The following is a 24,207-nucleotide window of genomic DNA, read 5'->3' as shown; positions in this document are numbered from 1 at the left end:
GTCCTGACCTCGTTGTGCAGGTCTAAGGGTGCCATGCCGGGTGCCCGGGGCCGGCATCGGCATGGGGGCTGTGACGGGGCGCACGTTCCCGGTGCAGCTCAGGCCGGTACGTGGGCGCCGGCCAGGTTCTCGATCATGCGGCGGGTGCCGGGGCCGACCAGGGCGGCCCAGTCGTCCGGGGAGCCGTCCAGCCACCGGGCGATGCGGGCGGCGAAGCCGGGCACGTGCCGGCCCAGCTCGACCAGGCCGCGGTCGAAGCGGGTGGCGCCCTCGGGTGTGCGGACGAGGAGCAGGCCGGTGCGGTGGACGAGGCCACGGACCTCGTCCTCGCAGCAGCGCCCGGGTTCGACCGCCGCGTGCAGGACGGCGTCCAGGACGGCCGGGTCCTGCTCCCGTGCCAGCAGGACCTCCAGCAGCTCACGGCGGAGCGGGTGGGAGGCGGGCGTGCCGGGCGCGGCGAGGACGGTGGCGAGGGCCGCGCGGAGCTGTTCCGGACCGCCGTCGAGCAGGCCGGTGACCAGGGGCAGCAGGACCGGGCGGGCGGTGGGGCCCTGTGCGAGGCGGCGGTCGAGGTGGCCGGCGACGTGCCCGGCGGTCTCCGGGCGCAGCCGCACCGCCTCGCGCAGGAGGGCGGCGACGCGGGGGGCGAGGGCCGGGGTGGTGACCTCGGCGAGGCCGCGCAGGACCGCCCTGGTCTGCGGGCCGCCGGTGTCCGGGGCGCTCAGGCGGGCACCGAAGGCCTCCAGGACCGGTTCCGGGTGTGTGGTCAGGGCCGGGGCCAGGGCGCTCGGCGGGAACTGCGGGTCGCCGTCGGCGAAGTGGCCGAGCGCGGCGGGCAGATACCGGTCGCGGGTGTGCGGGTCGCGGACCAGCAGGGCCAGGGCGCCGCCGTGCAGGGGGCAGTCGGCGGGGCGGGCGAGCAGGGCGAGGGCGGCGTGGCGCAACAGCTCGCGGTCCGCCTCCGAGCGGACGTGCGGGGCCGCGCGCAGCCCGTGCGTCACCGCCGCCACGCGGCGGGCGGGTCGCTCGTCGTGCGCCCAGCGGTCGACCGCCCGGCAGACGGCCGACGGCTCGTCCTCGGCGAGGACGGCGAGCAGCTCGTCGGCGCGCCGGTGCGCGCAGGCGGCCAGCACCTCGGCCAGATCGTCCAGGGCGCCGTGCCGGTGCGTGTGCAGCATCGCCTGCGCGGCGGTGGCCACGGTGGCGTGCGGGGTCGCGGGCAGCGGGCGCTCGTCGGTGAACCAGCGGGTGAGCAGGGGCTGTACGACGGCGGGTGCGGCGGCGAGCAGTCCGGCCGCGGCGTCCAGGTAGCGGTCCCCGGTCGCGGGCGGTGCCGGGTCGGCCGGCAGCAGCCGGCGCAGCAGGTCCAGGCGCTCGGCGTCGGGGACGGGCAGGGCGGTCCAGAAGGCGGGGCGGAAGTCGGCCGGTACGGGCCGCCGGGCGCGGCGCCAGGCGACGACGCGGTCGGCGAGCAGGCGCAGCACCTCCGTGTACGGCGTGGTGTCCGGGACCTGCTGCAGGGTCCGGGCGAGCAGCCGGGCGGCCCACCAGGAGCCGGTGTCGCGGTCGAGCGCGCCGATCAACTCCCGCAGCCGATCGGCCAGTTGCCGCGGGCCCCGCTGGCGGGCGAGGAGCAGCAGGGCCTGGACGACGGGGCCGACGCGGTGGTGGGGCACCGGCAGGGAGCCGTGGAAGTCGTGCGGCTCGGCGGGGTGGTGCACCAGGGCCCGCAGGGCCTCGTCCAGGTCCAGGTGCATGCCCTGGATCCAGTCGGCCAGCTCCTCGTGGGCGAAGCGGTAGCCGCCGCCGGCCGGCACGAGGAGGCCCTCGGCGAGGACGGCGGAGGCCCAGCCGGTACCGCCGCCGAGCTGGGCCGGGGCGGGTCCCCACGGGAACACGGCCTCGAACGACTCCCGGTCCAGCTCGCCCTGACCGGGGCCGAGGCTGCGCCGGGCGGCCTCGTGCACCTGCCCGGCCACCCGTGCCGCCAGCCGTCGTACGGCCGTACCGCGCAGGCCGCCGGCCGCGGCGAGGCGGACCGCGACGCGCAGGCACATCAGGTCCAGCCAGGCCGCGAACACCTCGTCCCGGTCGACGGGCCCGGCCACCGGGGTGTCGGGGACGGCCGCCCGGACCTCGGCCAGCAGCCGCAGCGCCAGCGGATGCCGCTCGTCCCGTTCGGCGAGCACCCGGTCCGGAATCCCGTACCGAGCCCGCGCCCGCCGCCCCTCGGCGACGGTGAAGTCACCGATCCGCACGCAGGAGGGAAGCGGGTCGGCGGGGGTCTGGGGCGCCGCCTCGAAGCGCGGGTTCACCCGCCCGGCCGACGACGCCGACACCGGCGCACCACCGTCCGCCTTCCCGGGTCCCCCCGCCCCCCGAGTCGACCCGGCGCCGCCGTCGGAGCCCCCGAACCCGGCCGCCAGGCTCCCGGCGTCCTCGGCCGGGCTCCCGGGGCCACTCCACGTCCGCAGCGGCTCGGCGTCGGTCCGTGAAGGACGGGCGTCCGTCGGTGGGTGGGCCGGACCGGTGGCTTCCGGCGGGGCCGCGGGACCGGGTGGGGTGGGGGCCGGATGTTCGGGGGCGGTCGGGGCGGGGGTGCCGGTCGCCGGGGTGCCGGGGGTGTGGAGGAGGTGCGCGGCGAACGCGTTGCCGGCGTGTTCCCAGTGCTCCTCGCGGCAGGCCACCACCAGACGCGCCCCGGTCTCGCGCAGCCAGTCGGCCGTGCCCCGGGTCCACGCGGGCAGGTGGTGGGCGAGGACGGGGGGCATCTCCTCGGGACCGTCGAGCAGGAGCAGGAGCGGGCGGCCGGCCCGGGCGGCGCGGCGGGCCAGGTGTTCGGGACCGACGTCGCCGAGGTCCTCGGGCTGCACACGGCGGGAGGCGGCGACGATCCGGGCGGCACGTGCGAGGGTGCGCCGGGCGGCGTCGGCCACCGAGCCGTCGGTGTCCTTCAGGTCGGCGCCGCGCAGCCACAGCGTGGGGGCGGGCCGCTCGCCCCGGGCGCGGCGGGCGGCGAGCGCCGCGAGTTCCGTCGTACGGCCGCTGCCGGGGGCGCCGACCAGCCCGAGCACGGACCGGTCGCCGGCGGTGAAGGCGGCCAACTCCCGGGCGACGTCGTCGCGTTCGAGCGGTTCCACGGCGCACGGGTGGCCGGTGAGGGCGTCCGGGGATCCGTCCTGGACCACCGAGGTGATGGTCAGCTGGAGGATGCCGGCGAGGTTGAGGTCGGCGCCGTAGGCGGGCACCGTGGCCGCGTTGCGGGCGAGGACGTCGGCGAGGGCACCGCCGGCGGGCCGCAGCGGCACCGCGAAGCCCGCGTCGCGCTGGGCGGTGTGCAGGGCGGTGCCGAGGACGCCGACGACAGCGCCGCTACGGGCGTCCAGGACCGGTCCTCCGGCCGCTCCGCCGCCGAGCCGGAGCGCGTCCCGGCCGGCCGTGCCGATGGCCAGCTCCAGCACGTCGTCCAGCAGGTGGAAACCGTCGGTGGCGGTGTACGTCGCCTCGGAGGCGGCCAGCACCCGCGCCTCCCGCCAGCAGCCGGCGGCGACCTGGACATAGGTGCCGGCGTCGATCCGCTCCCGCACGGTCAGCGGCAGCGGGTCCCCGCCGAGACCCTCGGTGCGCACCAGGGCGAGGTCCAGGGCGGGCAGCGGGGTGACCGCGTCGGCGGTGACCACGCAGGTACGGTCCCCGGGGGCGTGCAGCACCAGCCGGGGCAGGCCGTCGACGGCCTCGTGGCTGGTGAGCAGGGTGCCCTGGTGGTCGACGAGGAAGCCGTACCCGCGCGGGCGCCCGGACAGGTCCCGGATCCGCACGAGGGCGGCGTCGGCATCGGTGGCGGCACCGCCGGCGCGGGCTCCGCCGTCCCCGCGCGGCCCGCCGGCCGCACCGTCCCCGTACCCGTGCGTGCACTGCCCGGACGGCTGCTCCCCGCACGCCCGTTCCTGCTCCCGGCGCCCGCCTCCGGTGCGCGGGCCCCGTCCCGCCATGTGCCGTACCTCCCCGCCCGCTGTCCCCGTGCCCTGTCCTCGACGGTAGGCGCACGGTGATCGGCGGGAAAGATCGCGCGGTGAACGCGCCCCCTTCCGCTCCCCCGGTTCACTCCGAGCGCCTGCCCGGTCGGGTGAATAGGCGGGGGCGGCTGGATAACCCTAGGGGTGGGGGAACCGAGGGGGGACCGTGGAGCGGCGGCAGGGGCCCGACCCCGTGGCCGGCCGCCGCTCCACGGCAGGGCGGCCCGGGCAGGGCCCGGCCGGGGCTCAGCCGAAGACGGCCAGGCTCTTGGCCTTGCCCCGGTGCTCCTCGACGAGCGCGAGGAAACGGCCCTCGGGGTCGAAGACGGCCACGGGACCGGCGCCCGCGTACTCGTCGGGGATCTCCAGCCGGACGCCGTTCAGCAGCAGCCGGGACCGCTTGCCGTCGACCTCCCAGCGCGGGAACGCGGCCGCGGCGGCCTCGGAGATCGGCATCACGGTCAGCTCCTGCTGGAGCTGGTCGAGCGTCCTGGCCGCGTCCAGCTTGTACGGCCCGACGCGCGTCCGGCGCAGCGCGGTGAGGTGGCCGCCGACGCCGAGGTCGGCGCCCAGGTCGCGGGCGAGGGCGCGGATGTAGGTGCCGGAGGAGCAGACCACGGACACGACCAGGTCGAGCACGGGCGTGCCGTCCTCGGCGACCGCGTCCCGGACGTCGTACACCGCGAAGGAGGAGATGGTCACCGGGCGGGCCGGGATCTCGAAGTCCTCGCCCTCGCGGGCCCGCTTGTACGACCGCACGCCGTCGATCTTGATGGCGCTGACCTTGGACGGGACCTGCATGATGTCGCCGGTGAGCTTGGCGATGCCGGCGTCGATGGCGTCCCGGGTCACCTTGGAGGCGTCGGTGGACGAGGTGATCTCGCCCTCGGCGTCGTCGGTGAGGGTGTTCTGGCCCAGGCGGACGGTGCCCAGGTACTCCTTCTCGGTGAGCGCGAGGTGCCCGAGGAGCTTGGTGGCGCGTTCGACCCCGAGGACCAGGACGCCGGTCGCCATCGGATCGAGGGTGCCGGCGTGGCCGACGCGGCGGGTCCTCGCGATCCCGCGCATCTTGGCGACCACGTCGTGCGAAGTGAAGCCCGACGGCTTGTCGACGATGACGAGGCCGTCGGGCGTGGTGTGCTTCTGGGTCATGCGGTGGCGTCGCCGTCCGTGTCGGTGTCGTCGTCCGCCGGCTTGCGGTACGGGTCGGCGCCGCCTGCGTACGTGGCGCCGGTGGCGGCCTCGCGTACCTTCTGGTCGGACTGCCGGGCCTTGTCGAGGAGGTCCTCGATGGTCCGGGCGGTGTCCGGCAGGGCGTCCGCGACGAAGGTCAGGGTCGGGGTGAACTTCACCCCGGCCGCGCGGCCCACCTCGGAGCGCAGGATGCCCTTGGCGCTCTCCAGGCCCGCGGCGGCGGCCTGCCGCTCCTCCTCGTCGCCGTAGACCGTGTAGAAGACGGTCGCCTCCCGCAGGTCACCCGTGACCCGGGTGTCCGTGATGGTGACGTGTGAGCCGAGCCGCGGGTCCTTGATCCCGCGCTGCAGCTTCTGGGCCACCACCTCCCGGATGAGGTCCGCCAGCCTTTTAGCCCGCGCGTTGTCGGCCACTGGTCCGTCTCCCGTTCTTTCTCTTGCTTGCGTTTCGTGGTCAGTCGTCGTCGCCGTGGAAGCGCCGCCGCACGGACAGCAGCTCCACCTCGGGGCGGCCGGCGACCAGCCGTTCGCACCGGTCCAGTACGTCGGTGAGGTGTGCCGCGTCGCCGGAGACCGCGGCGAGGCCGATGATCGCCCGCCGGTGGAGGTCCGCGTGGTCCACCTCGGCCGCGCTCACGGCGTACTTCCGCTGGAGTTCGGCGACGATCGGGCGGACGACGGAACGCTTCTCCTTCAGCGAGTGGACGTCGCCGAGGAGGAGGTCGAAGGACAGAGTCCCCACGTACATGTGTGTAACCGGTTCACCCGCCGGTACGGGATCGATGGCCCCGGGTCCGTGTGGCCGGGGACATCAAGAACGGTACCGCGTACCTGCCGGTGGCTCGACAGGGTTTCGGCACCGCGGGCGGCGACCGCCGCCAGGGAACGGCCGGGCTGGCCGGCGGCACCTGCGTGCCACCGGCCAGCCCTGGACACCGTCGGTCGTGTTACGACCGCGGCTTCTCCCGCATCTCGTACGTCGCGATGACGTCGTCGACCTTGATGTCGTTGAAGTTTCCGAGGTTGATACCACCCTCGTAGCCTTCGCGGATCTCGGTGACGTCGTCCTTGAAGCGACGCAGGCCCTCGATGTTGAGGTTCTCCGCGACCACCTTGCCGTCGCGGATGAGGCGCGCCTTGGTGTTGCGCTTGACCTCGCCGGAGCGGATGAGGACACCGGCGATGTTGCCCAGCTTGGACGACTTGAAGACCTCGCGGATCTCCGCCGTACCGAGCTCGACCTCCTCGAACTCCGGCTTGAGCATGCCCTTGAGGGCCGCCTCGATCTCCTCGATCGCCTGGTAGATGACCGAGTAGTACCGGACGTCCACACCCTCGCGCTCGGCCATCTGCGCCGCGCGGCCGGCCGCACGGACGTTGAAGCCGATCACGATGGCGTCGGAGCCCATCGCCAGGTCGATGTCGGATTCCGTGACCGCACCGACGCCGCGGTGCAGGACGCGGATGTCGACCTCTTCGCCGACGTCCAGCTGGAGCAGGGAGGACTCCAGGGCCTCGACGGATCCGGAAGCGTCACCCTTGATGATCAGGTTCAGCTGCTGGACCTCGCCGGCCTTGAGCACCTTGTCCAGGTCCTCCAGGGACACGCGGCGCGTGCGCTTGGCGAAGGCCGCGTTGCGCTCACGGGCGGCGCGCTTCTCGGCGATCTGACGGGCCGTACGGTCCTCGTCGACCACCAGGAAGTTGTCGCCCGCACCCGGGACGTTGGTCAGGCCCAGGACCTGGACCGGCGTCGACGGGCCCGCCTCGGCGACGTTGTTGCCGTTGTCGTCGAGCATGGCGCGCACGCGGCCGTAGGCGTCGCCCACGACCATCGTGTCGCCGACCCGCAGGGTGCCTCGCTGGACGAGGACCGTCGCCACGGCACCGCGGCCGCGGTCGAGACGGGACTCGATCGAGATGCCCTGCGCGTCCTGGTTCGGGTTGGCCCGCAGGTCGAGCGAGGCGTCGGCCGTGAGGATCACGGCCTCCAGCAGCGAGTCGATGTGCAGACCCTGCTTGGCGGAGATGTCGACGAACATGGTGTCGCCGCCGTACTCCTCGGCCACCAGGCCGTACTCGGTCAGCTGACCGCGCACCTTGGTCGGGTCGGCGCCCTCGACGTCGATCTTGTTGACCGCGACGACGATCGGGACGTCGGCCGCCTTGGCGTGGTTGAGCGCCTCGACCGTCTGCGGCATGACGCCGTCGTTGGCCGCGACGACCAGGATCGCGATGTCGGTCGACTTCGCACCACGGGCACGCATGGCGGTGAACGCCTCGTGACCCGGGGTGTCGATGAAGGTGATCTTGCGCTCTTCGTCGTTGACCTGGGTCGCGACCTGGTAGGCACCGATGTGCTGGGTGATGCCGCCGGCCTCGCCCGCGATGACGTTCGTCTTGCGGATCGCGTCGAGCAGTCGGGTCTTACCGTGGTCGACGTGACCCATGACGGTCACCACCGGCGGACGGACGACCAGGTCCTCCTCGGAGCCCTCGTCCTCGCCGAACTCGATGTCGAAGGACTCGAGCAGCTCGCGGTCCTCCTCCTCGGGGCTGACGATCTGAACCGTGTAGTTCATCTCGTCGGCGAGGAGCTGCAGGGTCTCGTCGGAGACGGACTGCGTGGCCGTGACCATCTCGCCGAGGTTCATCATGACCGCGACGAGGGACGCCGGGTTGGCGTTGATCTTCTCCGCGAAGTCGGTGAGCGACGCGCCGCGGGAGAGACGGATGGTCTCGCCGTTGCCGCGCGGCAGCATCACGCCGCCGACGCTCGGGGCCTGCATGGCCTCGTACTCCTGGCGCCTCTGCCGCTTCGACTTGCGGCCACGACGCGCGGGACCGCCGGGACGGCCGAAGGCGCCCTGCGTGCCACCACGGCCACCGGGACCACCGGGACGGCCACCGAAGCCGGGACGGCCACCGCCGCCACCGCCGGGACCACCCGGACGGCCGGCGAAGCCGCCGCCACCGCCACCGGGACCGGCAGGACGGCCGGCGAAGCCGCCGCCACCGCCACCCGGACGACCGGCGAAGCCGCCGCCGCCCGGACGACCGCCGCCGCCACCGGGACGACCGCCGCCACCGGGGCCACGGCCGCCGGGGCCACCGCCCGGACGCGGACCCGCAGCGGGACGCTGCGGCATCATGCCGGGGTTCGGACGCGGGCCGCCGGGGCCGCCGCCGGGACGGGGACCGCCCTGCGGACGCGGCATCGAGCCCGGGGTCGGGCGCGGACCGCCCGGAGCCTGCGGACGCGGACCGCCGCCCTGGGCGCCGGGCGCCTGCGGACGGGGACCGGCGCCGGGGGCACCGCCGGGGCCGGGACGCGGGCCGCCCTGCGGGCGCGGGGCCTGCGGACGGGCCATGCCGGCGTTGCCGCCGGAGGTGAAGGGGTTGTTGCCCGGGCGCGGACCGGCCGGACGGGCGCCCGGACGGGCGGCCTGGCCACCGGGGCGCGGAGCACCCTGGCCCGGACGGGCGGACTGGCCCTGACCCGAGCCGGCCGGACGGCCGCCGGGCTTCGGGGCACCCGGACGGGCACCGGGACGCGGACCCTGGGCGGCCGGAGCCTGCGGGGTCTGCGCGGCCGGGGCGGCCGGCGGAGCGGTGAACTCCGGGGCGGCCGGAGCCGGGCGCGGCGCGGGCTTGGGGCCCGGCACCGGACGCGGGCCGGAAGCGGCCGGCGCGGGGGCCGACGGGGCGGCCGGCTGCTGGGCAGCGGGCGCCGTCGGAGGCTTGGGGGCCGCCGGCCTCGGAGCCGGGGCAGCCGGACGTGCCGCCTGCGCCGGGGAGGGCGCGGCGGGCTTGGGGGCAGCCTTGCGCGGGGCGGGCTTACCGGCGGACTTGCCGTTGCCACCGCCCTGGAAGGCGTCGGTCAGCTTACGTACAACCGGCGCTTCGATGGTCGAAGACGCCGAACGGACGAATTCACCGAGTTCCTGGAGCTTGGCCATGACGACCTTGCTCTCGACACCGAACTCCTTGGCGAGTTCGTAGACCCGGACCTTAGCCACTTCGCTCCTTTGAGGTCCGGGTTGAAGCCGGACCGTCGCTAGTTCATGGGCGTACTCATCGCGTACTCATCGAGTGCTCATCGCAATCTCGACCTGCTTTCGACTCGCGAGGTACCAGGCCGCACGGGGTTCCGTACGGCTCGTCTTACGGCGTTGCCTGCTCGGCAACTGTTGTCTGCTCGACGTATCGACGCAACGCCTTTGTGTCGAGCGGTCCCGGGACGCGCAGTGCCCGCGGGAACGCCCGGCGGCGTACCGCCTGGTCGAGACAGACCAGGGCGGGGTGTACATACGCACCCCGGCCGGGCAGCGTACCGCGAGGATCGGGGACGCACGCATCCTCGATCTTCACGATCCGCAGGAGATCGTTCTTGGCCGCCCGCTCCCGGCACCCCACACAGGTGCGTTCAGGGCATGCTCGGGTGTGCGTCCGGCCAGACACAGTTAAGTCTACCTCCCCGTACCGACCTCACCCCTTCGGGGCAAGAATCGAACGGCTGTTGTCGTGATCTCAGCGATGGACGGCCTGGATCTATTCCCCGGCCCCCGGACCTACTCCCCGGCCTGCTCGGTGTCGGGCCGGATGTCGATCCGCCAGCCGGTGAGGCGGGCGGCGAGGCGGGCGTTCTGGCCCTCCTTGCCGATCGCCAGCGACAGCTGGTAGTCCGGCACGGTCACCCGTGCGGAGCGGGCGGCCATGTCCACGACCTCCACCTTGCTCACCCGAGCGGGTGACAGGGCGTTCGCGACCATCTCGGCCGGGTCGTCCGACCAGTCGACGATGTCGATCTTCTCGCCGTTCAGCTCGCCCATCACGTTGCGGACCCGGCCGCCCATGGGACCGATGCAGGCACCCTTGGCGTTCAGGCCCGGCCGGGTGGACCGTACGGCGATCTTGGTGCGGTGACCGGCCTCACGGGCGATCGCGGCGATCTCCACCGAGCCGTCGGCGATCTCCGGCACCTCCAGGGCGAAGAGCTTCTTCACCAGATTGGGGTGGGTCCGGGAGAGGGTCACCGACGGACCGCGCACGCCCTTGGCCACCCGGACGACGTACGACCTGAGGCGCATGCCGTGCTGGTAGGTCTCGCCGGGCACCTGCTCCTGCACCGGCAGGATGGCCTCCAGCTTGCCGATGTCGACCAGTACGTTCTTCGGGTCGCGGCCCTGCTGGACCACGCCGGTGACGATGTCGCCCTCGCGGCCGGCGTACTCGCCGAGCGTCGCGTCGTCCTCGGCGTCGCGCAGCCGCTGCAGGATCACCTGCTTGGCGGTGGTCGCGGCGATGCGGCCGAAGCCGGACGGGGTGTCGTCGAACTCGCGGGGCTCCTGTCCCTCCGCGAGGTCCTCGGGGTCCTCCTTCGCCCACACGGTCACATGCCCGGTCTCCCGGTTGAGCTCCACGCGCGCGTGTCGGCGGCTTCCCTCGGTGCGGTGGTAGGCGATGAGGAGGGCCGACTCGATCGCCTCGACCAGGAGGTCGAAGGAGATCTCCTTCTCCCGAACCAAGCCCCGCAGGGCGCTCATGTCGATGTCCACGGCTACGCCTCCTCCTCTTCCTTCATGTCCTTCTTGACCTTGTCGTCCTTGCGGTTGAACTCGACCTGCACGCGCGCCTTGGCGATCTCCGGGAAACCGAGTCTGCGGCTGGTGGCCTTGCGGCCCTTGACCCCGGGGACCTCGACGTCGATCCCGTCCTCGTCGACGTCCAGGATCCGGGCGACCAGCTCGCCGCCCTCGGTGAGCTGGAACTTCACGAGCCGGTCGGTCGCGCGCACGAAGTGCCGGTGCTCGGTGAGGAGGCGCTCCGCGCCGGGGGTTCCGACCTCCAGGTCGTACGCGGCGTCACCCATCGCGTTGGTCTCGTCGAGCTTCGCCGAGAGCGCACGGCTCACATCGGCGATGGCGTCCAGATCCGCCCCGGTGTCGGAGTCGACGACCACGCGCAGCACCCGCTTGCGTCCGACGGAGTCCACGGCGATCTCTTCGAGATCCAGCCCCTGGGAGGTGACGAGCGGTTCCAGCAGCTCTCGCAGCCTCTCGCTCTGGGTGGTGCTCATCCGGGTGACTCCTCGGCCGCGTGTGCTGTTGTGGGATGGGTCGCGTGTCTGGTCAAAGGGTATCCGGTCGCGGAGGGTGTTGCCGTCCCCTCCAGGGGTGGCCGCGCGACGGAGCCGCATGTCATGACCGCACGTGCCGCTGAGGCGGGCCGTGTGAGCCGGTGACATGAAGCGAGGGGATGCGCGGGTACCGTGATCACCGGCGGGCCGGGTCCCGCCCGTGTGTTCGTACGAGCCCCCGAGGACGTCAGCCGTGCCGTACCCCCCGTCGTCGCGCATCCCCTCGGGGCCGCGCAGAAGATCCCTGCTCACCTCGGCCGCCGGGGCCGCCCTCCTCGTGGGCTGCACGGCCGAGCCGGACTCCGGCGGCGCGGGCCCGTCGGCCGCCGCGCGGGCACGCGCGCGTGCGGCCCGGGACAGCCGGGCGCTGCTGGGGCACTACGACGCGGTGCTCGCCGCGCACCCCGGGCTGGCGGAGCGGCTGCGCCCGCTGCGGGCGCAGGTCGCGGCGCACGCGGCGGCCTTCGAGGAGGGCGCGACGGCCACGGCGTCGGCGTCGGCATCCGCCGTGGCCGTGCCGGCCGGCGAGAAGGACGCCGTCGCGGGGCTGGCCGCCGCCGAGCGGTCCCTGGCCGACCGGCGGGCCGAGGAGCTGTTGAAGGTGCCGGGCGAGCTGGCGCGGCTGCTGGCGTCGGCCGCGGCCGCCGGGGCCGCGCACGCGTACCTGCTGACGGAGGGAGCCAGGTGAGCGACGGGACCGAGCTGACCGCGCTGCAGGCGGCGCTGGCGGCGGAGCACGCGGCGGTGTACGGGTACGGCGTCGTCGGCGGACGGATCGGCGAGCGGCGGCGCGGCGAGGCCCGGGCGGCGTACGACGCGCACCGGGCGCGCCGGGACGCGCTGGTGCGCGCCGTGCGTGACCTGGGCGGCACTCCGGTCGCCGCGAACGCCGGGTACGCGCTGCCGTTCCCGGTCCAGGACGGGGCGGCGGCGGTACGGCTGGCCGCGCGGCTGGAGGAGCGGCTGGCCGGGGTGTACTCGGACCTGGTGCGGGCGGCCACCGGCGCACGGCGGGCCGACGCGGCCGGGGCGCTGCGGGAGGCCGCGGTGCGGGCGGTGCGCTGGAGCGGGGAGAGCGTAGCCTTCCCTGGGCTCGCCGAGCGGGCCGGCGGACGGACGGGCGCGGCCGGCACGACCCCCGCGCCCTCCGCGCCCTCCGCGTCGGCGACGCGTTAGCCACCGGCGGGCCGGGCCGTACGGCAGGACCGTGGGACGGCCCCGGAGCGGGGCCCGACAGCACGCGACAGGAAGGGAACGACTCGCGCATGGCTTTCGAAGCACCGCAGCGCCTGGTGCGGGCGCTCGGTGAGACGGCACCGGCCGGGGACGACTGGCTGGCGCGGCTGCCCGCGGCGGCCGAGCGGGCCGTCGCCCGGCGCGAGTTGACCGTCGAGCGGGTGCAGGTGCCCGGCGGGCGCAGCAGCCTGGTGGTGCTGGTGCGGCGGGCGGACGGCACCCCGGCCGTACTGAAGCTGGCGCCGCCGCGGGCCCGCCCGGAGAGCGAGCGGGCGGCGCTGGCGTACTGGGGCGGCCTGGGCGCCGTACAGCTGCTGGAGACCGGGGCGGAGGACGGGGCGCTGCTGCTGGAGCGGCTGCACCCGGACGTGTCGGTCCGGTCGCTGCCGGAGGCCAAGGCCCTGCTGGAGGCGGCGGGGACGCTGCGCCGGCTGTGGGTGCAGCCGCCGGCCGGGCATGTCTTCGAGACCGTCGCCGAGCGCACCGGACGGCAGGCGGCGGCGATGCGGGCGAGCGCCGGCACCGACCCGGAGGCGGCGCCCCTGGTGGAGGCGGCGCTGGCCGCCCGAGAGGAGCTGCTGGCCGCGCCGCCGCAGCAGTTGCTGCTGCACGGCACGTTCCGGCAGAGCAAGGTGCTCGCCGGGGAGCGGATGCCCTGGCTGGCGGTCGGTCCGGACCCGGTGGTCGGCGAGAGCGCCTTCGACCTGGCCCGGCTGGTGCGGGACCGGGTGGAGGACCTGATCGCGGCGCCGTCCGGGCCGGCCATCACCCGCCGCCGGATCAAGCGGCTCGCGGAGTCCCTTGAGGTGGACCAGGAGCGGCTGCGCGGCTGGACGCTGTTCCGGGCGGTGGAGTCCGGGGTACGGGCCCGGCGGGTCGGCCGGGAGAAGGACGCGGAGCTGCTGCTGGAGTTCGCGGCCTGGCTGTAGGCATGAGTAGGCGTACTCAGCCGGCTGAGTAGGGCGCCCGTGCCGGGCGGGGAGCGCGGCCGGACAGACTCGACCGGTGGACAGATCAGGGCGCAGAGCGCTGCCTGCGGTGCTGGCGCTGACCGTGTTACTGGCGTCGGGCTGCTCCGCCTCGGCGCCGGACGACGACGAACGCCACCGGATGGCGACGTCGGCGGCGGCGGACCGGCAGCGGGCGGGGGCGGAACGCGCCATCCGGAAGAAGGTGGCGGCGTTCGCGGCACGGACCTCGCTGGAGCCCGGGTTCCTGCGCCTGATCGACACCTGCGACGGGCCCAGGTTGCCGGACCTCTTCGACGAGACGGAGGACCCCGTGGTGGTGCACTGCTACATGTATGCCACCGCCTACTACGGGGCGCCCCGCGGGATCACGCCGACCCTGAAGGAGATCGACCGGGCGCACCTGGGCGACTGGGGTGGTCTGACGGGCGGGGACCCGGACGCCGGCGGGGTCGGCGGGCTGCCGTACGCGCTGGAGTACCAGCGGGACAAGGGCCGGCAGGCCGACGGACTGCGCCTGTCCAGGCCGCAGCTCAACGATCCGTCGTTCACCGTCGAGTGGGACGACCCGTGGGACCCCGGGTGGCGCGTCGGGGAACCCCTGGCGTGTCCCCCGCGCGGCCCGGACGTGCGGTGCCTGACGGAGCCCGCCGGTGCGACGGTCACCGGGGTCCGCGCCCGCCACCGAACCGTCTTCTCGGTCGGCTTCGACCGCCGGGAGTACTGGACGGTCTCCCGCAAGGACTGGCAGGACGGCCGGGGATGACCGCCCCGCCCGCGGCTGAGCGGCGGCACGCCGGGACGTGACCGCCGCCCCGCGGCCCACCCGGTGTCAGGCGGTGAGCCGGGCGATCGCGTCCTCGACCGTCAGCTCCTCGCGCTCGCCGGTCCTGCGGTCCTTCAGCTCCAGGACGCCCTCGGCGGAGCGGCGGCCGGCCACCAGGATCTGCGGCACGCCGATCAGCTCGGCGTCGGTGAACTTCACGCCCGGGGAGACCCCGGCCCGGTCGTCCACCAGGACACGGACGCCCGCGGCGGCGAGCTTCCCGGCGACGTCCAGGGCCAGCTCGGTCTGGAGCGCCTTGCCGGCCGCGACGACGTGCACGTCGGCCGGGGCGACCTCGGCGGGCCAGACCAGGCCGTGCTCGTCGGCGGTCTGCTCGGCGAGCGCGGCGACGGCACGGGAGACGCCGATGCCGTAGGAGCCCATGGTGACGCGGACCGGCTTGCCGTTCTGGCCGAGGACGTCCAGCTTGAGGGCGTCGGTGTACTTGCGGCCGAGCTGGAAGATGTGACCGATCTCGATGGCGCGGTCCAGCCTCAGGCCGGTGCCGCACGCGGGGCAGGGGTCGCCGTCCTGCACGACCACGACGTCCACGTACGCGTCGACCTCGAAGTCCCGGCCGGCGACGACGTTCTTCGCGTGCGTGTGCTCCTTGTTGGCACCGGTGATCCAGGAGGTGCCGGGGGCCACGCGCGGGTCGGCGATGTACGTGACCTTCTCGCCCAGGCCCTGCGGTCCGACGTAGCCGCGGACCAGGTCGGTGCGCTCGGCGAAGTCGGCCTCGGTGACCATCTCGACGGCGGCCGGGGCGAAGTGCGCCTCGACCTTGCCCATGTCCACCTCACGGTCGCCGGGCACGCCCACGGCGACGATCTCGCCGTCCACCTTGACCAGCAGGTTCTTCAGCGTGGCGGAGGCCGGGACGCCGAGCGAGGCGGCCAGCGTCTCGATGGTGGGGGTGTCGGGGGTGGGGATCTCCTCCAGCGCGGGCACGGCCGAGCCGTCGACGGGCTTCAGCTCGTACGTGATCGCCTCCGTGTTGGCGGCGAAGTCGCAGTTCGGGCAGTCCGCGAAGGTGTCCTCGCCCGCCTCGGCCGGGGCGAGGAACTCCTCGGACCTGGAGCCGCCCATGGCGCCGGCGGTGGCCGCGCAGATGCGGTAGTCCAGGCCGAGGCGCTCGAAGACGCGCTGGTAGGCCTGGCGGTGCAGGGCGTACGACGTCGCGAGGCCCTCGTCCTCCAGGTCGAAGGAGTACGAGTCCTTCATCAGGAACTCGCGGCCGCGCAGGATGCCGGCGCGGGGGCGGGCCTCGTCGCGGAACTTCGTCTGGATCTGGTACAGGATCACCGGCAGGTCCTTGTAGGACGTGCACTGGTCCTTGACCAGGAGGGTGAAGATCTCCTCGTGGGTGGGGCCGAGGAGGTAGTCGCCGCCCTTGCGGTCCTTGAGCCGGAACAGCTCCTGGCCGTACTCGTCCCAGCGGCCGGTGGCCTCGTAGGGCTCGCGCGGCAGCAGGGCGGGCAGCGAGACCTCCTGGGCGCCGATGGCGTCCATCTCCTCGCGGACGATGCGCTCGACGTTGGCGAGCACCTTCTTGCCGAGGGGCAGCCAGCTCCAGATGCCGGCGGCCGTGCGGCGGACGTAGCCGGCGCGGACGAGCAGCTTGTGGCTGAGGACCTCGGCATCCGCCGGATCGTCACGCAGCGTCTTCGCCATCAACTGGGACATGCGCTGGACCGGTGCGTTCGCCATGGTTCTCGTATTCCTGCCGGGTGAAGGTGATGGCATGGAGGTTAGCCGGGCCGCCCGTGCCGGTGGAAATCGGTCAGCGTCTGCGCAGCGGCAGCGGGGCGCCCATCACGGCGTAGGGCCTCGGTGCGCTCGGGAAATGCACCTGGCGGGCGAGGTCGACGTAACCGAGGGAGTGGTAGAGGCCGCGGGCGGGGCTGTCGGTGTCGATCGCGGAGAGGATCGAGCGGGGTTCGGCGGCGGTGTCGGTGATGGTGGTGATCAGCCGCCGGCCGATGCCGCGGTTCTGGTGGTCGGGGTGGACGTGCAGTTCGGTGATGACGAAGGAGTCGTCCAGCCAGAAGTCGTTGCCGTTGGCACGGAGGTAGGGCTCGACGACGGTGGACCACCAGTGGGTGCGGCTGTTGGGCATGCCGTAGACGAATCCGATCAGCCGTCCGCGGCTGGTGGCGCCCAAGGCCCGCGCGCCGTCGTACTGCATGTGCCGCTGGACGATCTGACGGCGTACGGCGACTTCCTCCGGCCCGAGCCCGAAGGCGACGGCCTGGACGGCCAGGGCCTCGTCCACGTGGGCAGCGAGGTCCAGGGGGCCGATCACGAGGTCCATGCCGGGAGCGTACAGGGCGGTCAGAACAGAATGCTCATGAAGGCTCCCACCTCCTGGAAGCCCACCTTGCGGTACGTCCTGCGCGCCGCCGTGTTGAAGTCGTTCACGTAGAGGCTGACCACGGGGGCGAAGTCCGCCAGGGCGTAGCGCAGCACCGCCGCCATGCCGGGGGCCGCGAGCCCCTTCCCCCGGTACTCGGGGGCCACCCAGACGCCCTGGATCTGGCAGGCCTGCGGGGTCGCGGCGCCGATCTCCGCCTTGAACACGACCCGGCCCCGGTCGTCGACGCGGGCGAAGGAGCGGCCGGAGCCGACGAGTTCGGCGACCCGGGCCTGGTACAGCAGTCCGCCGTCCCCCGCGAGCGGCGATACACCGACCTCCTCCGTGAACATCGCGACGCAGGCCGGCATGATCGTCTCCATCTCGTCCTTGCGGACGCGGCGGACGTACGGGTCCGGGGCGACGGCGGCCGGCATCCGGTCGGTGACCATCAGCGGCTGCTGGGCGCGGACCTCGCGGGCCGGGCCCCAGTGGGGTTCCAGCAGCCGCCACAGCTGGGCGGTGGGTTCGGCGGGGCCCACGATGGAGGAGCAGCGGCGGCCGGCCCGCCGGGCGCGGTCGGCGAAGGCGCGGACCGCCCGCGGGGTGGCGCAGATGGGGACGAGGTTGGCGCCCGCGTAGCACAGGGACGTGAGCATGCCGTCCTCGTACCAGCCCCACATCTCGCCGCCGAGTCGCCAGGGGTCGAGGCCCGCCACCTGGACCCGGGAGGTCACGAAGGCGTTGGCGACCGGCTCGCGGTCGAGGACGGCGAGCGCGGCGTCCAGGTCACTCGGTTCCAGGACCCGGGAGGTGGTCTGGGTCAGCACGTGCGGGGCCTCACGGTCGTACATTGCCTGATCCACGCACTGTACCTGCCGGGTTTCCACCGCGCCGCCCCCGGTTCGGCGGCGAGGGACCACTCCGGATCCCCGCCTCGGGGCCGGGTCCGCGGCGCGCGCATCCGGCCCGGAGTCCGGCGCCCGGCCGGGAGGGGTCAGCCCGCCACCGACACCGACGGCTCGCCGGAGGCGACGCCGTCCTGCTCCATCTGCTCGGCCAGCTTCATGGCCTCCTCGATCAGGGTCTCGACGATCTTCGACTCGGGGACGGTCTTGATGACCTCGCCCTTGACGAAGATCTGGCCCTTGCCGTTGCCGGAGGCGACGCCGAGGTCGGCCTCGCGGGCCTCGCCGGGGCCGTTGACGACGCAGCCCATGACCGCGACGCGGAGGGGGACCTCCATGCCGGTGAGGCCGGCGGTGACCTCTTCGGCGAGCTTGTAGACGTCGACCTGGGCGCGGCCGCAGGAGGGGCAGGAGACGATCTCCAGGCCGCGCTGGCGCAGGCCGAGCGACTGCAGGATCTGGAGGCCGACCTTGACCTCCTCGACGGGCGGGGCGGACAGGGAGACGCGGATCGTGTCGCCGATGCCCTGGGAGAGCAGGGCGCCGAAGGCCACCGCCGACTTGATCGTGCCCTGGAACGCCGGGCCGGCCTCGGTGACACCGAGGTGGAGGGGGTAGTCGCACTGTTCGGCGAGCTGGCGGTAGGCCTCGATCATGACGACGGGGTCGTTGTGCTTGACCGAGATCTTGATGTCGTGGAAGTCGTGCTCCTCGAAGAGGGACGCCTCCCAGAGGGCCGATTCGACGAGGGCCTCGGGGGTCGCCTTGCCGTACTTCTGGAGCAGGCGCCGGTCCAGGGAGCCGGCGTTGACGCCGATGCGGATCGGGGTGCCGTGCTCCTTGGCGGCCCGCGCGATCTCCTTGACCTTGTCGTCGAACTGCTTGATGTTGCCGGGGTTGACGCGGACCGCGGCGCAGCCGGCCTCGATGGCGGCGAAGACGTACTTGGGCTGGAAGTGGATGTCCGCGATCACCGGGATCTGGGACTTCTTCGCGATGGTGGCGAGGGCGTCGGCGTCGTCCTGGGTGGGGCAGGCGACACGGACGATCTGGCAGCCGGAGGCCGTCAGCTCGGCGATCTGCTGCAGGGTGGCGCCGATGTCGGACGTACGGGTCGTGGTCATCGACTGGACCGAGACCGGCGCGTCCCCGCCGACCGCCACGCTTCCGACCTGGATCTGCCGGCTCTTGCGGCGCTCGGCGAGCTTGGTCGGAACGGACGGCATGCCGAGAGAAATCGCAGTCATCTGCTGTGCAACCCCAAGTCGTGGATCAAGGTCCGGTCCCGTGAACGGCGGGCTCCAGGCTTCGAGATTACGGCACGGGCCCGGGCGTCAGCACATCCCACCCGGGAAGGCACCCGATGGGAGGCGGCCCGGAACCACCGGGTTCCGGGCCGCCGTGAACGACGGGTGGCTAGGAGATTTTCACCGGGTTGACCACGTCGGCGATCAGCACCAGGACGGTGAAGCAGACGAAGATCCCGGCCACCACGTACGCCACCGGCATCAGCTTGGCGACGTCGAACGGACCGGGGTCGGGCCGGCGCAGCACCCGGGCCACGTTCCGCCGCAGCGACTCCCAGAGGGCACCCGCGATGTGCCCGCCGTCGAGCGGGAGCAGCGGGAGCATGTTGAACAGGAACAGGGAGAGGTTGAAGCCGGCCAGGACGAAGACGAACATCGCCAGCTGCTGCGAGGCGGGGATGTCCAGGGTGGCGATCTCGCCGGTGACCCGGGCCGCGCCGACGATGCCCATCGGGGAGTCCGGTTCGCGCGGGCCGTCGCCGAAGGCGGCGTCCCACAGGGCCGGGATCTTGCCGGGCAGGGCGACGAGGGAGTCGACGGCGTCACCGACCCGGTCGGTCATCCAGGTCACGGACTCGCCGAAGTCCTGCTTGACGACACCGGTCGCGGCGCTGAAGCCGAGGAAGCCGGCCTTCACGTACCGGCCCTCGACGTAACCGCCGCCGGAGTCCTTCTTGGCGACCATGTTGGTGGCGATCTTCGCGTGCAGGGTGAGCTGCTTGCCGTCCCGCTCGACGACGATCGGCACGGTCTTGCCCGCGCTGACCCGGATGAGGTCCGACAGGGTGTTCCAGTCCCTGGTCGGCTTGCCGTCGAAGGCGACGATCTTGTCGCGCTTCTTCATGCCGGCGGCCTCGGCCGGGGAGGCCGGGTCGGACTTCTTGCAGCTGTCGCGGTGCTCGCTCTGCGCGATGACGCAGGGCGAGACGGAGGCGACGGTGGTGGTCTGCTGCTGGATGCCGAAGCCCATCAGCACGGTGAGGAACAGGCCGATCGCGAGCACCAGGTTCATGAAGGGGCCCGCGAACATGACGATGACCCGCTTCCACGGCTTGCGCGTGTAGAACATGCGCGTCTCGTCACCCGGCCGGAGTTCCTCGAAGGCCGCCGAGCGGGCGTCCTCGATCATGCCGCGCCACGGTGAGGTGGAGCGGGCGGTGATGCGGCCGGAGTCGTCGGGCGGGAACATCCCGATCATGCGGATGTAGCCGCCGAGCGGGATCGCCTTGATGCCGTACTCGGTCTCGCCCTTCTTCCGCGACCAGACGGTCGGGCCGAAGCCGACCATGTACTGCGGGACGCGGATGCCGAAGAGCTTGGCCGTGGACAGGTGCCCCAGCTCGTGCCACGCGATCGAGACGAGCAGGCCCACCGCGAAGACCACTATGCCGAGGATGAACATCAAGGTCGTCATGCACGCGCCTCCGCGGTTGCCGTCGTGGCTGTGAGTTCACGGGCCCGGGCCCGCGCCCAGGTCTCCGCTTCGAGGACGTCCGACACGGTGAGTGAGGTTCCCGTGACCGGGGTGCCGTGCTCCTCGACCACCCGGATGACGGTCTCCATGATGCCGTTGAAGGGCAGCGCGCCGCTCAGGAAGGCCGCGACGCACTCCTCGTTGGCGGCATTGAACACCGCCGGGGCCGTGCCCGCGAGCCGCCCCACGTGCCGGGCGAGGTTCACCGAGGGAAAGGCCTCGTCGTCCAGCGGGAAGAACTCCCAGGTGGAGGCCTTGCTCCAGTCGAAGGCGGGCGCCGCGTCGGGAACGCGTTCGGGCCAGCCCAGACCGATGGCGATGGGCCCGCGCATGTCCGGGGGCGTCGCCTGGGCGATCGTGGATCCGTCGGTGAACTCGACCATCGAGTGGACATACGACTGCGGGTGCACGACCACCTCAATGCGGTCGAAGGGAATGTCGTAGAGCAGGTGTGCCTCGATGACCTCCAGCCCCTTGTTGACCAGGGTCGCGGAGTTGACCGTGATCACCGGGCCCATCGCCCAGGTGGGGTGGGCGAGGGCGTCCGCGACGGTGACGTGGGCCAGTTCGTCCCTGGTCCGGCCGCGGAAGGGGCCGCCGGAGGCGGTGACGACGAGCTTGCGGACGTCGGCCCGGGTGCCGGCGGCGAGCGCCTGGAAGAGGGCCGCGTGCTCGGAGTCGACCGGGATGATCTGGCCCGGCTTCGCGAGGGCGGTGACCAGCGGGCCGCCGACGATCAGCGATTCCTTGTTGGCGAGCGCGAGCGTGCGGCCCGCCTCCAGGGCGGCGAGGGTCGGGGCGAGGCCGATGGAGCCGGTGATGCCGTTGAGCACGGTGTGGCAGTCGGAGGCGGCGGCCTGGGTGGCCGCGTCGGGTCCGGCGAGGATCTCGGGCAGCGGTTCGCCGCTGCCGTACTCGGCGGCGAGCGCCTCGCGCAGCGCGGGTACGACGTCCTCGCGGGCGACCGCGACGGTGCGCACCCGCAGCCGGTGCGCCTGCTCGGCGAGGAGGGCCACCCGCCCGCCGTTCGCGGAGAGGGCGGTGACCCGGAAGCGGTCGGGGTTGCGCAGCACGAGGTCGATGGCCTGGGTGCCGATGGATCCGGTGGAGCCGAGGATCACCACGTCCTTGGGGCCGTCCCCGGGGACGGGGTCGTAGACGAGGTGCGGGTCGGCAAGGGGTGCCGGACGGGCGGGACTGTCGGTCATCCCCCCATTGTGGCCGCACGCGGTGACGACCCCGACAGCGCGTCCCTCGGCCGAGTGCGTTCCCCGGTCGTGCGCATCCCTCGGTCGAGTGCCTCCTCGGGCATTGTGGAGTCCCCGTGAAGATCATGTGATAACACTTCGTTCCACACGATTCGCGGACGACATCCTTGGGGGGATCTCTTGATGCGTACTGTGCGCATACGCGCGGCCCTGCCCGCTCTCGCCGGCGCGGCCCTGCTCACCGGCACCCTGCTCAGCACCCCGGCCGAGGCCGCCGGGGGCGTGAAGATCCACCATGTGTGGTTCGACAGCCCCGGCTCGGACAACCGCTCGAACAAGAGCCTGAACGCCGAGTGGGTGCAGCTGAAGAACACCAGCGGTTCGGCGGTCTCGCTCAAGGGGTGGGTGCTGAAGGACGCCTCGAACCACAGGTACGTCTTCGGGAACGTCAGGATCGGCGCCGGGAAGTACCTGAAGGTCCACACCGGCAGCGGCTCGGACACCACCTCGGACAAGTACCAGGACCGCCGTGCCTACGTCTGGAACAACGACAAGGACACGGCGACCCTGACCAGGGCGAGCGGCAGCAGGGTCGACACCTGCTCCTGGACGACGCGGGACCCGAGCGACAAGTACTGCTAGCTCCCGAAGGGACGGCGGGCGTTCTCGCGGACGGCGGGTCCGGGGGTCGCATCCGCGATCCACGGCCCCTCGCCCGACGGGTCGAGGACGCCCTCCTCCAGCCACGTGTAGGCGCCGGCGAGGGCGGCCCTGACCACCTTGCGGTCGAGGTCGTCGGTGTTGGTCCACAGCCGGCCGAAGAGCTCGTCCACCCGGATGCGGGCCTGGCGGCAGAAGGCGTCGGCGAGCTGGTAGGCCTCGCGGCCGTGCTCGCCCTCCCGCCACAGCCGCTCGGCGCGGACACAGGCCGCGCTCATCGCGAACAGCTCGGCGCCGATGTCCACGATCCGGCCGAGGAAGCCCTGCTTGGTCTCCATCCGGCCCTGCCAGCGGGACATGGCGTAGAAGGTGGACCGGGCCAGCTTGCGGGCCGTGCGCTCGACGTAGCGCAGGTGCCCGGAGAGGTCGATGCCGTGCTTGAACTCGCCGTACGCCGTCGGCAGCTGGCCCGGTCCGGCGACCAGCTTCGGCAGCCACTTGGCGTAGAAGACGCCCGCGTTCGCGCCCGCCCTGGCCTTGGCGGACAGCGGCTTGTCGGGGTCGATGAGGTCGCCGGCGACCGAGAGGTGGGCGTCGACGGCCTCGCGGGCGATCAGCAGGTGCATGATCTCCGTGGAGCCCTCGAAGATGCGGTTGATGCGCAGGTCGCGCAGGATCTGCTCGGCCGGGACCGGGCGTTCGCCGCGCGCCCTGAGCGACTCGGCCGTCTCGTAGCCGCGCCCGCCGCGGATCTGGACCAGTTCGTCGGCCATCCTCCAGGACATCTCGGAGCCGTAGAGCTTGGCGAGGGCGGCCTCGATGCGGATGTCGTTGCGGTCCTCGTCGGCCATCTGCGAGGACAGGTCGACCACGGCCTCCAGCGCGAAGGTGGTGGCCGCGATGAAGCTGATCTTGGAGCCGACGGCCTCGTGCAGCGCGACCGGCTTGCCCCACTGCTCGCGCTCCGCCGACCACTCGCGGGCGATCTTCAGGCACCACTTGCCGGCGCCCGCGCACATCGCCGGCAGCGACAGCCGCCCGGTGTTCAGCGTCGTCAGCGCGATCTTCAGGCCCGCGCCCTCCGGGCCGATCCGGTGGGCGGCCGGGACCCTGACCCGGTGGAAGCGGGTGACGCCGTTCTCGATGCCGCGCAGCCCCATGAAGGCGTTGCGGTTCTCGACGGTGACGCCCTCGGCGGTGGCCTCCACGACGAACGCGGTGATGCCGCCCTTGTGCCCCTCGGACTTCGGCACCCGCGCCATCACCACGAGCAGGTCGGCGACCACCCCGTTGGTGGTCCACAGCTTCACGCCGTCGAGGACGTACTCGTCGCCGTCGGGTACGGCCGTGGTGGCCAGGCGGGCCGGGTCGGAGCCCACGTCCGGCTCGGTGAGCAGGAACGCGGAGATGTCGGTGCGGGCGCAGCGGGGCAGGAAGGCGTCCTTCTGCTCCTGGGTGCCGAACAGCTTCAGCGGCTGCGGGACGCCGATCGACTGGTGGGCGGAGAGCAGCGCGCCGACGGCGGGGCTGACGGAGCCGACCAGGGCAAGGGCCTTGTTGTAGTAGAGCTGGGTGAGGCCGAGACCGCCGTACTTGGGGTCGATCTTCATGCCGAGGGCGCCGAGCTCCTTCAGCCCGGCCACGACCTCGTCGGGGATGCGGGCCTCGCGCTCGATGCGGGCGGAGTCGATCTCCGTCTCGCAGAAGGCGCGGAGTTTCGCCAGGAACTCCTCACCGCGCCGGACGGACTCCTCGTCGGGGAGCGGGTGGGGGTGGATGAGGTCGAGCCGGAAGCGCCCGAGGAACAGTTCCTTGGCGAAGCTGGGCTTGCGCCAGTCCTGTTCCCGGGCGGCCTCCGCCACCCTGCGGGCCTCGCGCTCGGTGACGGTGGTGCGTGGGGTGGTGGCGGTCATTGAGGC

Annotated in this window: 20 protein-coding genes; 5 read left to right on the top strand and 15 right to left on the bottom strand. The window is 73.2% G+C overall.

The features are described from left to right. Positions 1-98: 98 nt before the first annotated feature. The 8 genes from S1361_RS28330 to rimP all read right to left on the bottom strand — a co-directional run bounded on the left by S1361_RS28330 (position 99) and on the right by rimP (position 11,288). Positions 99-3,992 (bottom strand): trypsin-like peptidase domain-containing protein, encoded by a 3,894-nt coding sequence (locus S1361_RS28330; RefSeq protein ID WP_208034735.1) that lies wholly within the window; start codon positions 3,990-3,992, stop codon positions 99-101. A 270-nt stretch (positions 3,993-4,262) separates the two neighbouring features. Next, the gene (truB, locus tag S1361_RS28325; RefSeq protein WP_208034734.1) at positions 4,263-5,168 is read right to left on the bottom strand and encodes a tRNA pseudouridine(55) synthase TruB; all 906 of its coding nucleotides are present in this window, start codon (positions 5,166-5,168) and stop codon (positions 4,263-4,265) included. After that, the gene (gene rbfA / locus S1361_RS28320) at positions 5,165-5,623 is read right to left on the bottom strand and encodes a 30S ribosome-binding factor RbfA (protein ID WP_208034733.1); all 459 of its coding nucleotides are present in this window, start codon (positions 5,621-5,623) and stop codon (positions 5,165-5,167) included. Before rbfA ends, truB begins: the two co-directional genes overlap by 4 nt. Before the next feature lie 40 nt (positions 5,624-5,663). Continuing rightward, complete coding sequence (locus S1361_RS28315) at positions 5,664-5,957, bottom strand: DUF503 domain-containing protein (protein ID WP_208034732.1); 294 nt, start codon at positions 5,955-5,957, stop codon at positions 5,664-5,666. Positions 5,958-6,156: 199 nt separating this feature from the next. Continuing rightward, positions 6,157-9,228, bottom strand: a complete 3,072-nt coding sequence (infB, locus tag S1361_RS28310; RefSeq protein ID WP_208034731.1) for a translation initiation factor IF-2 — start codon at positions 9,226-9,228, stop codon at positions 6,157-6,159. Positions 9,229-9,373: 145 nt separating this feature from the next. Further along, complete coding sequence (locus S1361_RS28305; RefSeq protein WP_208034730.1) at positions 9,374-9,670, bottom strand: YlxR family protein; 297 nt, start codon at positions 9,668-9,670, stop codon at positions 9,374-9,376. Positions 9,671-9,780: 110 nt separating this feature from the next. Continuing rightward, on the bottom strand, positions 9,781-10,767 hold the full coding sequence (gene nusA, locus S1361_RS28300) for a transcription termination factor NusA (protein WP_208034729.1): 987 nt from the start codon (positions 10,765-10,767) through the stop codon (positions 9,781-9,783). A 2-nt stretch (positions 10,768-10,769) separates the two neighbouring features. Beyond that, positions 10,770-11,288 (bottom strand): ribosome maturation factor RimP, encoded by a 519-nt coding sequence (gene rimP / locus S1361_RS28295; protein WP_208034728.1) that lies wholly within the window; start codon positions 11,286-11,288, stop codon positions 10,770-10,772. 253 nt (positions 11,289-11,541) lie between these two features. Here rimP and S1361_RS28290 point away from each other — a divergent pair, with 253 nt between their 5' ends. From S1361_RS28290 to S1361_RS28275, 4 genes are all read left to right on the top strand, one after another. Next, entirely contained in the window at positions 11,542-12,036 is a 495-nt protein-coding gene (locus tag S1361_RS28290) for a hypothetical protein (protein WP_208034727.1), read from the top strand. After that, entirely contained in the window at positions 12,033-12,524 is a 492-nt protein-coding gene (locus S1361_RS28285; RefSeq protein WP_208034726.1) for a ferritin-like domain-containing protein, read from the top strand. Before S1361_RS28290 ends, S1361_RS28285 begins: the two co-directional genes overlap by 4 nt. Positions 12,525-12,613: 89 nt before the next feature. Beyond that, positions 12,614-13,513, top strand: a complete 900-nt coding sequence (locus S1361_RS28280) for an aminoglycoside phosphotransferase family protein (protein ID WP_208034725.1) — start codon at positions 12,614-12,616, stop codon at positions 13,511-13,513. Between the two features lie 76 nt (positions 13,514-13,589). After that, positions 13,590-14,318, top strand: coding sequence for a hypothetical protein (locus S1361_RS28275; protein WP_208034724.1), 729 nt, complete (start codon positions 13,590-13,592; stop codon positions 14,316-14,318). A 66-nt stretch (positions 14,319-14,384) separates the two neighbouring features. Here the strand turns inward: S1361_RS28275 and S1361_RS28270 are convergent, their stop codons facing one another. The 6 genes from S1361_RS28270 to dxr form a co-directional block, all read right to left on the bottom strand. Further along, positions 14,385-16,088, bottom strand: a complete 1,704-nt coding sequence (locus tag S1361_RS28270; RefSeq protein WP_208034723.1) for a proline--tRNA ligase — start codon at positions 16,086-16,088, stop codon at positions 14,385-14,387. Positions 16,089-16,161: 73 nt separating this feature from the next. Further along, the gene (locus S1361_RS28265) at positions 16,162-16,692 is read right to left on the bottom strand and encodes a GNAT family N-acetyltransferase (RefSeq protein ID WP_208034722.1); all 531 of its coding nucleotides are present in this window, start codon (positions 16,690-16,692) and stop codon (positions 16,162-16,164) included. 20 nt (positions 16,693-16,712) lie between these two features. Continuing rightward, complete coding sequence (locus tag S1361_RS28260; RefSeq protein WP_208036802.1) at positions 16,713-17,561, bottom strand: GNAT family N-acetyltransferase; 849 nt, start codon at positions 17,559-17,561, stop codon at positions 16,713-16,715. A 167-nt stretch (positions 17,562-17,728) separates the two neighbouring features. Continuing rightward, complete coding sequence (ispG, locus tag S1361_RS28255; protein ID WP_208034721.1) at positions 17,729-18,886, bottom strand: flavodoxin-dependent (E)-4-hydroxy-3-methylbut-2-enyl-diphosphate synthase; 1,158 nt, start codon at positions 18,884-18,886, stop codon at positions 17,729-17,731. A 169-nt stretch (positions 18,887-19,055) separates the two neighbouring features. Next, positions 19,056-20,360 carry a M50 family metallopeptidase gene (locus tag S1361_RS28250; RefSeq protein WP_208034720.1) on the bottom strand — a complete coding sequence of 435 codons (1,305 nt, stop codon included), beginning with the start codon at positions 20,358-20,360 and terminating at the stop codon, positions 19,056-19,058. Continuing rightward, positions 20,357-21,628 (bottom strand): 1-deoxy-D-xylulose-5-phosphate reductoisomerase, encoded by a 1,272-nt coding sequence (gene dxr, locus S1361_RS28245; protein ID WP_208034719.1) that lies wholly within the window; start codon positions 21,626-21,628, stop codon positions 20,357-20,359. The genes S1361_RS28250 and dxr overlap by 4 nt, the downstream gene beginning before the upstream one ends. Before the next feature lie 183 nt (positions 21,629-21,811). On the opposite strand from dxr, the gene S1361_RS28240 reads away from it, so the two are divergent. Continuing rightward, entirely contained in the window at positions 21,812-22,270 is a 459-nt protein-coding gene (locus S1361_RS28240) for a lamin tail domain-containing protein (RefSeq protein ID WP_208034718.1), read from the top strand. Here the strand turns inward: S1361_RS28240 and S1361_RS28235 are convergent. After that, positions 22,267-24,201 carry an acyl-CoA dehydrogenase family protein gene (locus S1361_RS28235; RefSeq protein WP_208034717.1) on the bottom strand — a complete coding sequence of 645 codons (1,935 nt, stop codon included), beginning with the start codon at positions 24,199-24,201 and terminating at the stop codon, positions 22,267-22,269. The genes S1361_RS28240 and S1361_RS28235 overlap by 4 nt on opposite strands. Between the last annotated feature and the right edge of the window lie 6 nt (positions 24,202-24,207).

It is taken from the genome of Streptomyces cyanogenus (assembly GCF_017526105.1).
GTDB lineage: Bacteria > Actinomycetota > Actinomycetes > Streptomycetales > Streptomycetaceae > Streptomyces > Streptomyces cyanogenus.
Note: the sequence above shows the minus strand (reverse complement) of the source record. Positions and strands in the feature narration are given on the sequence as shown.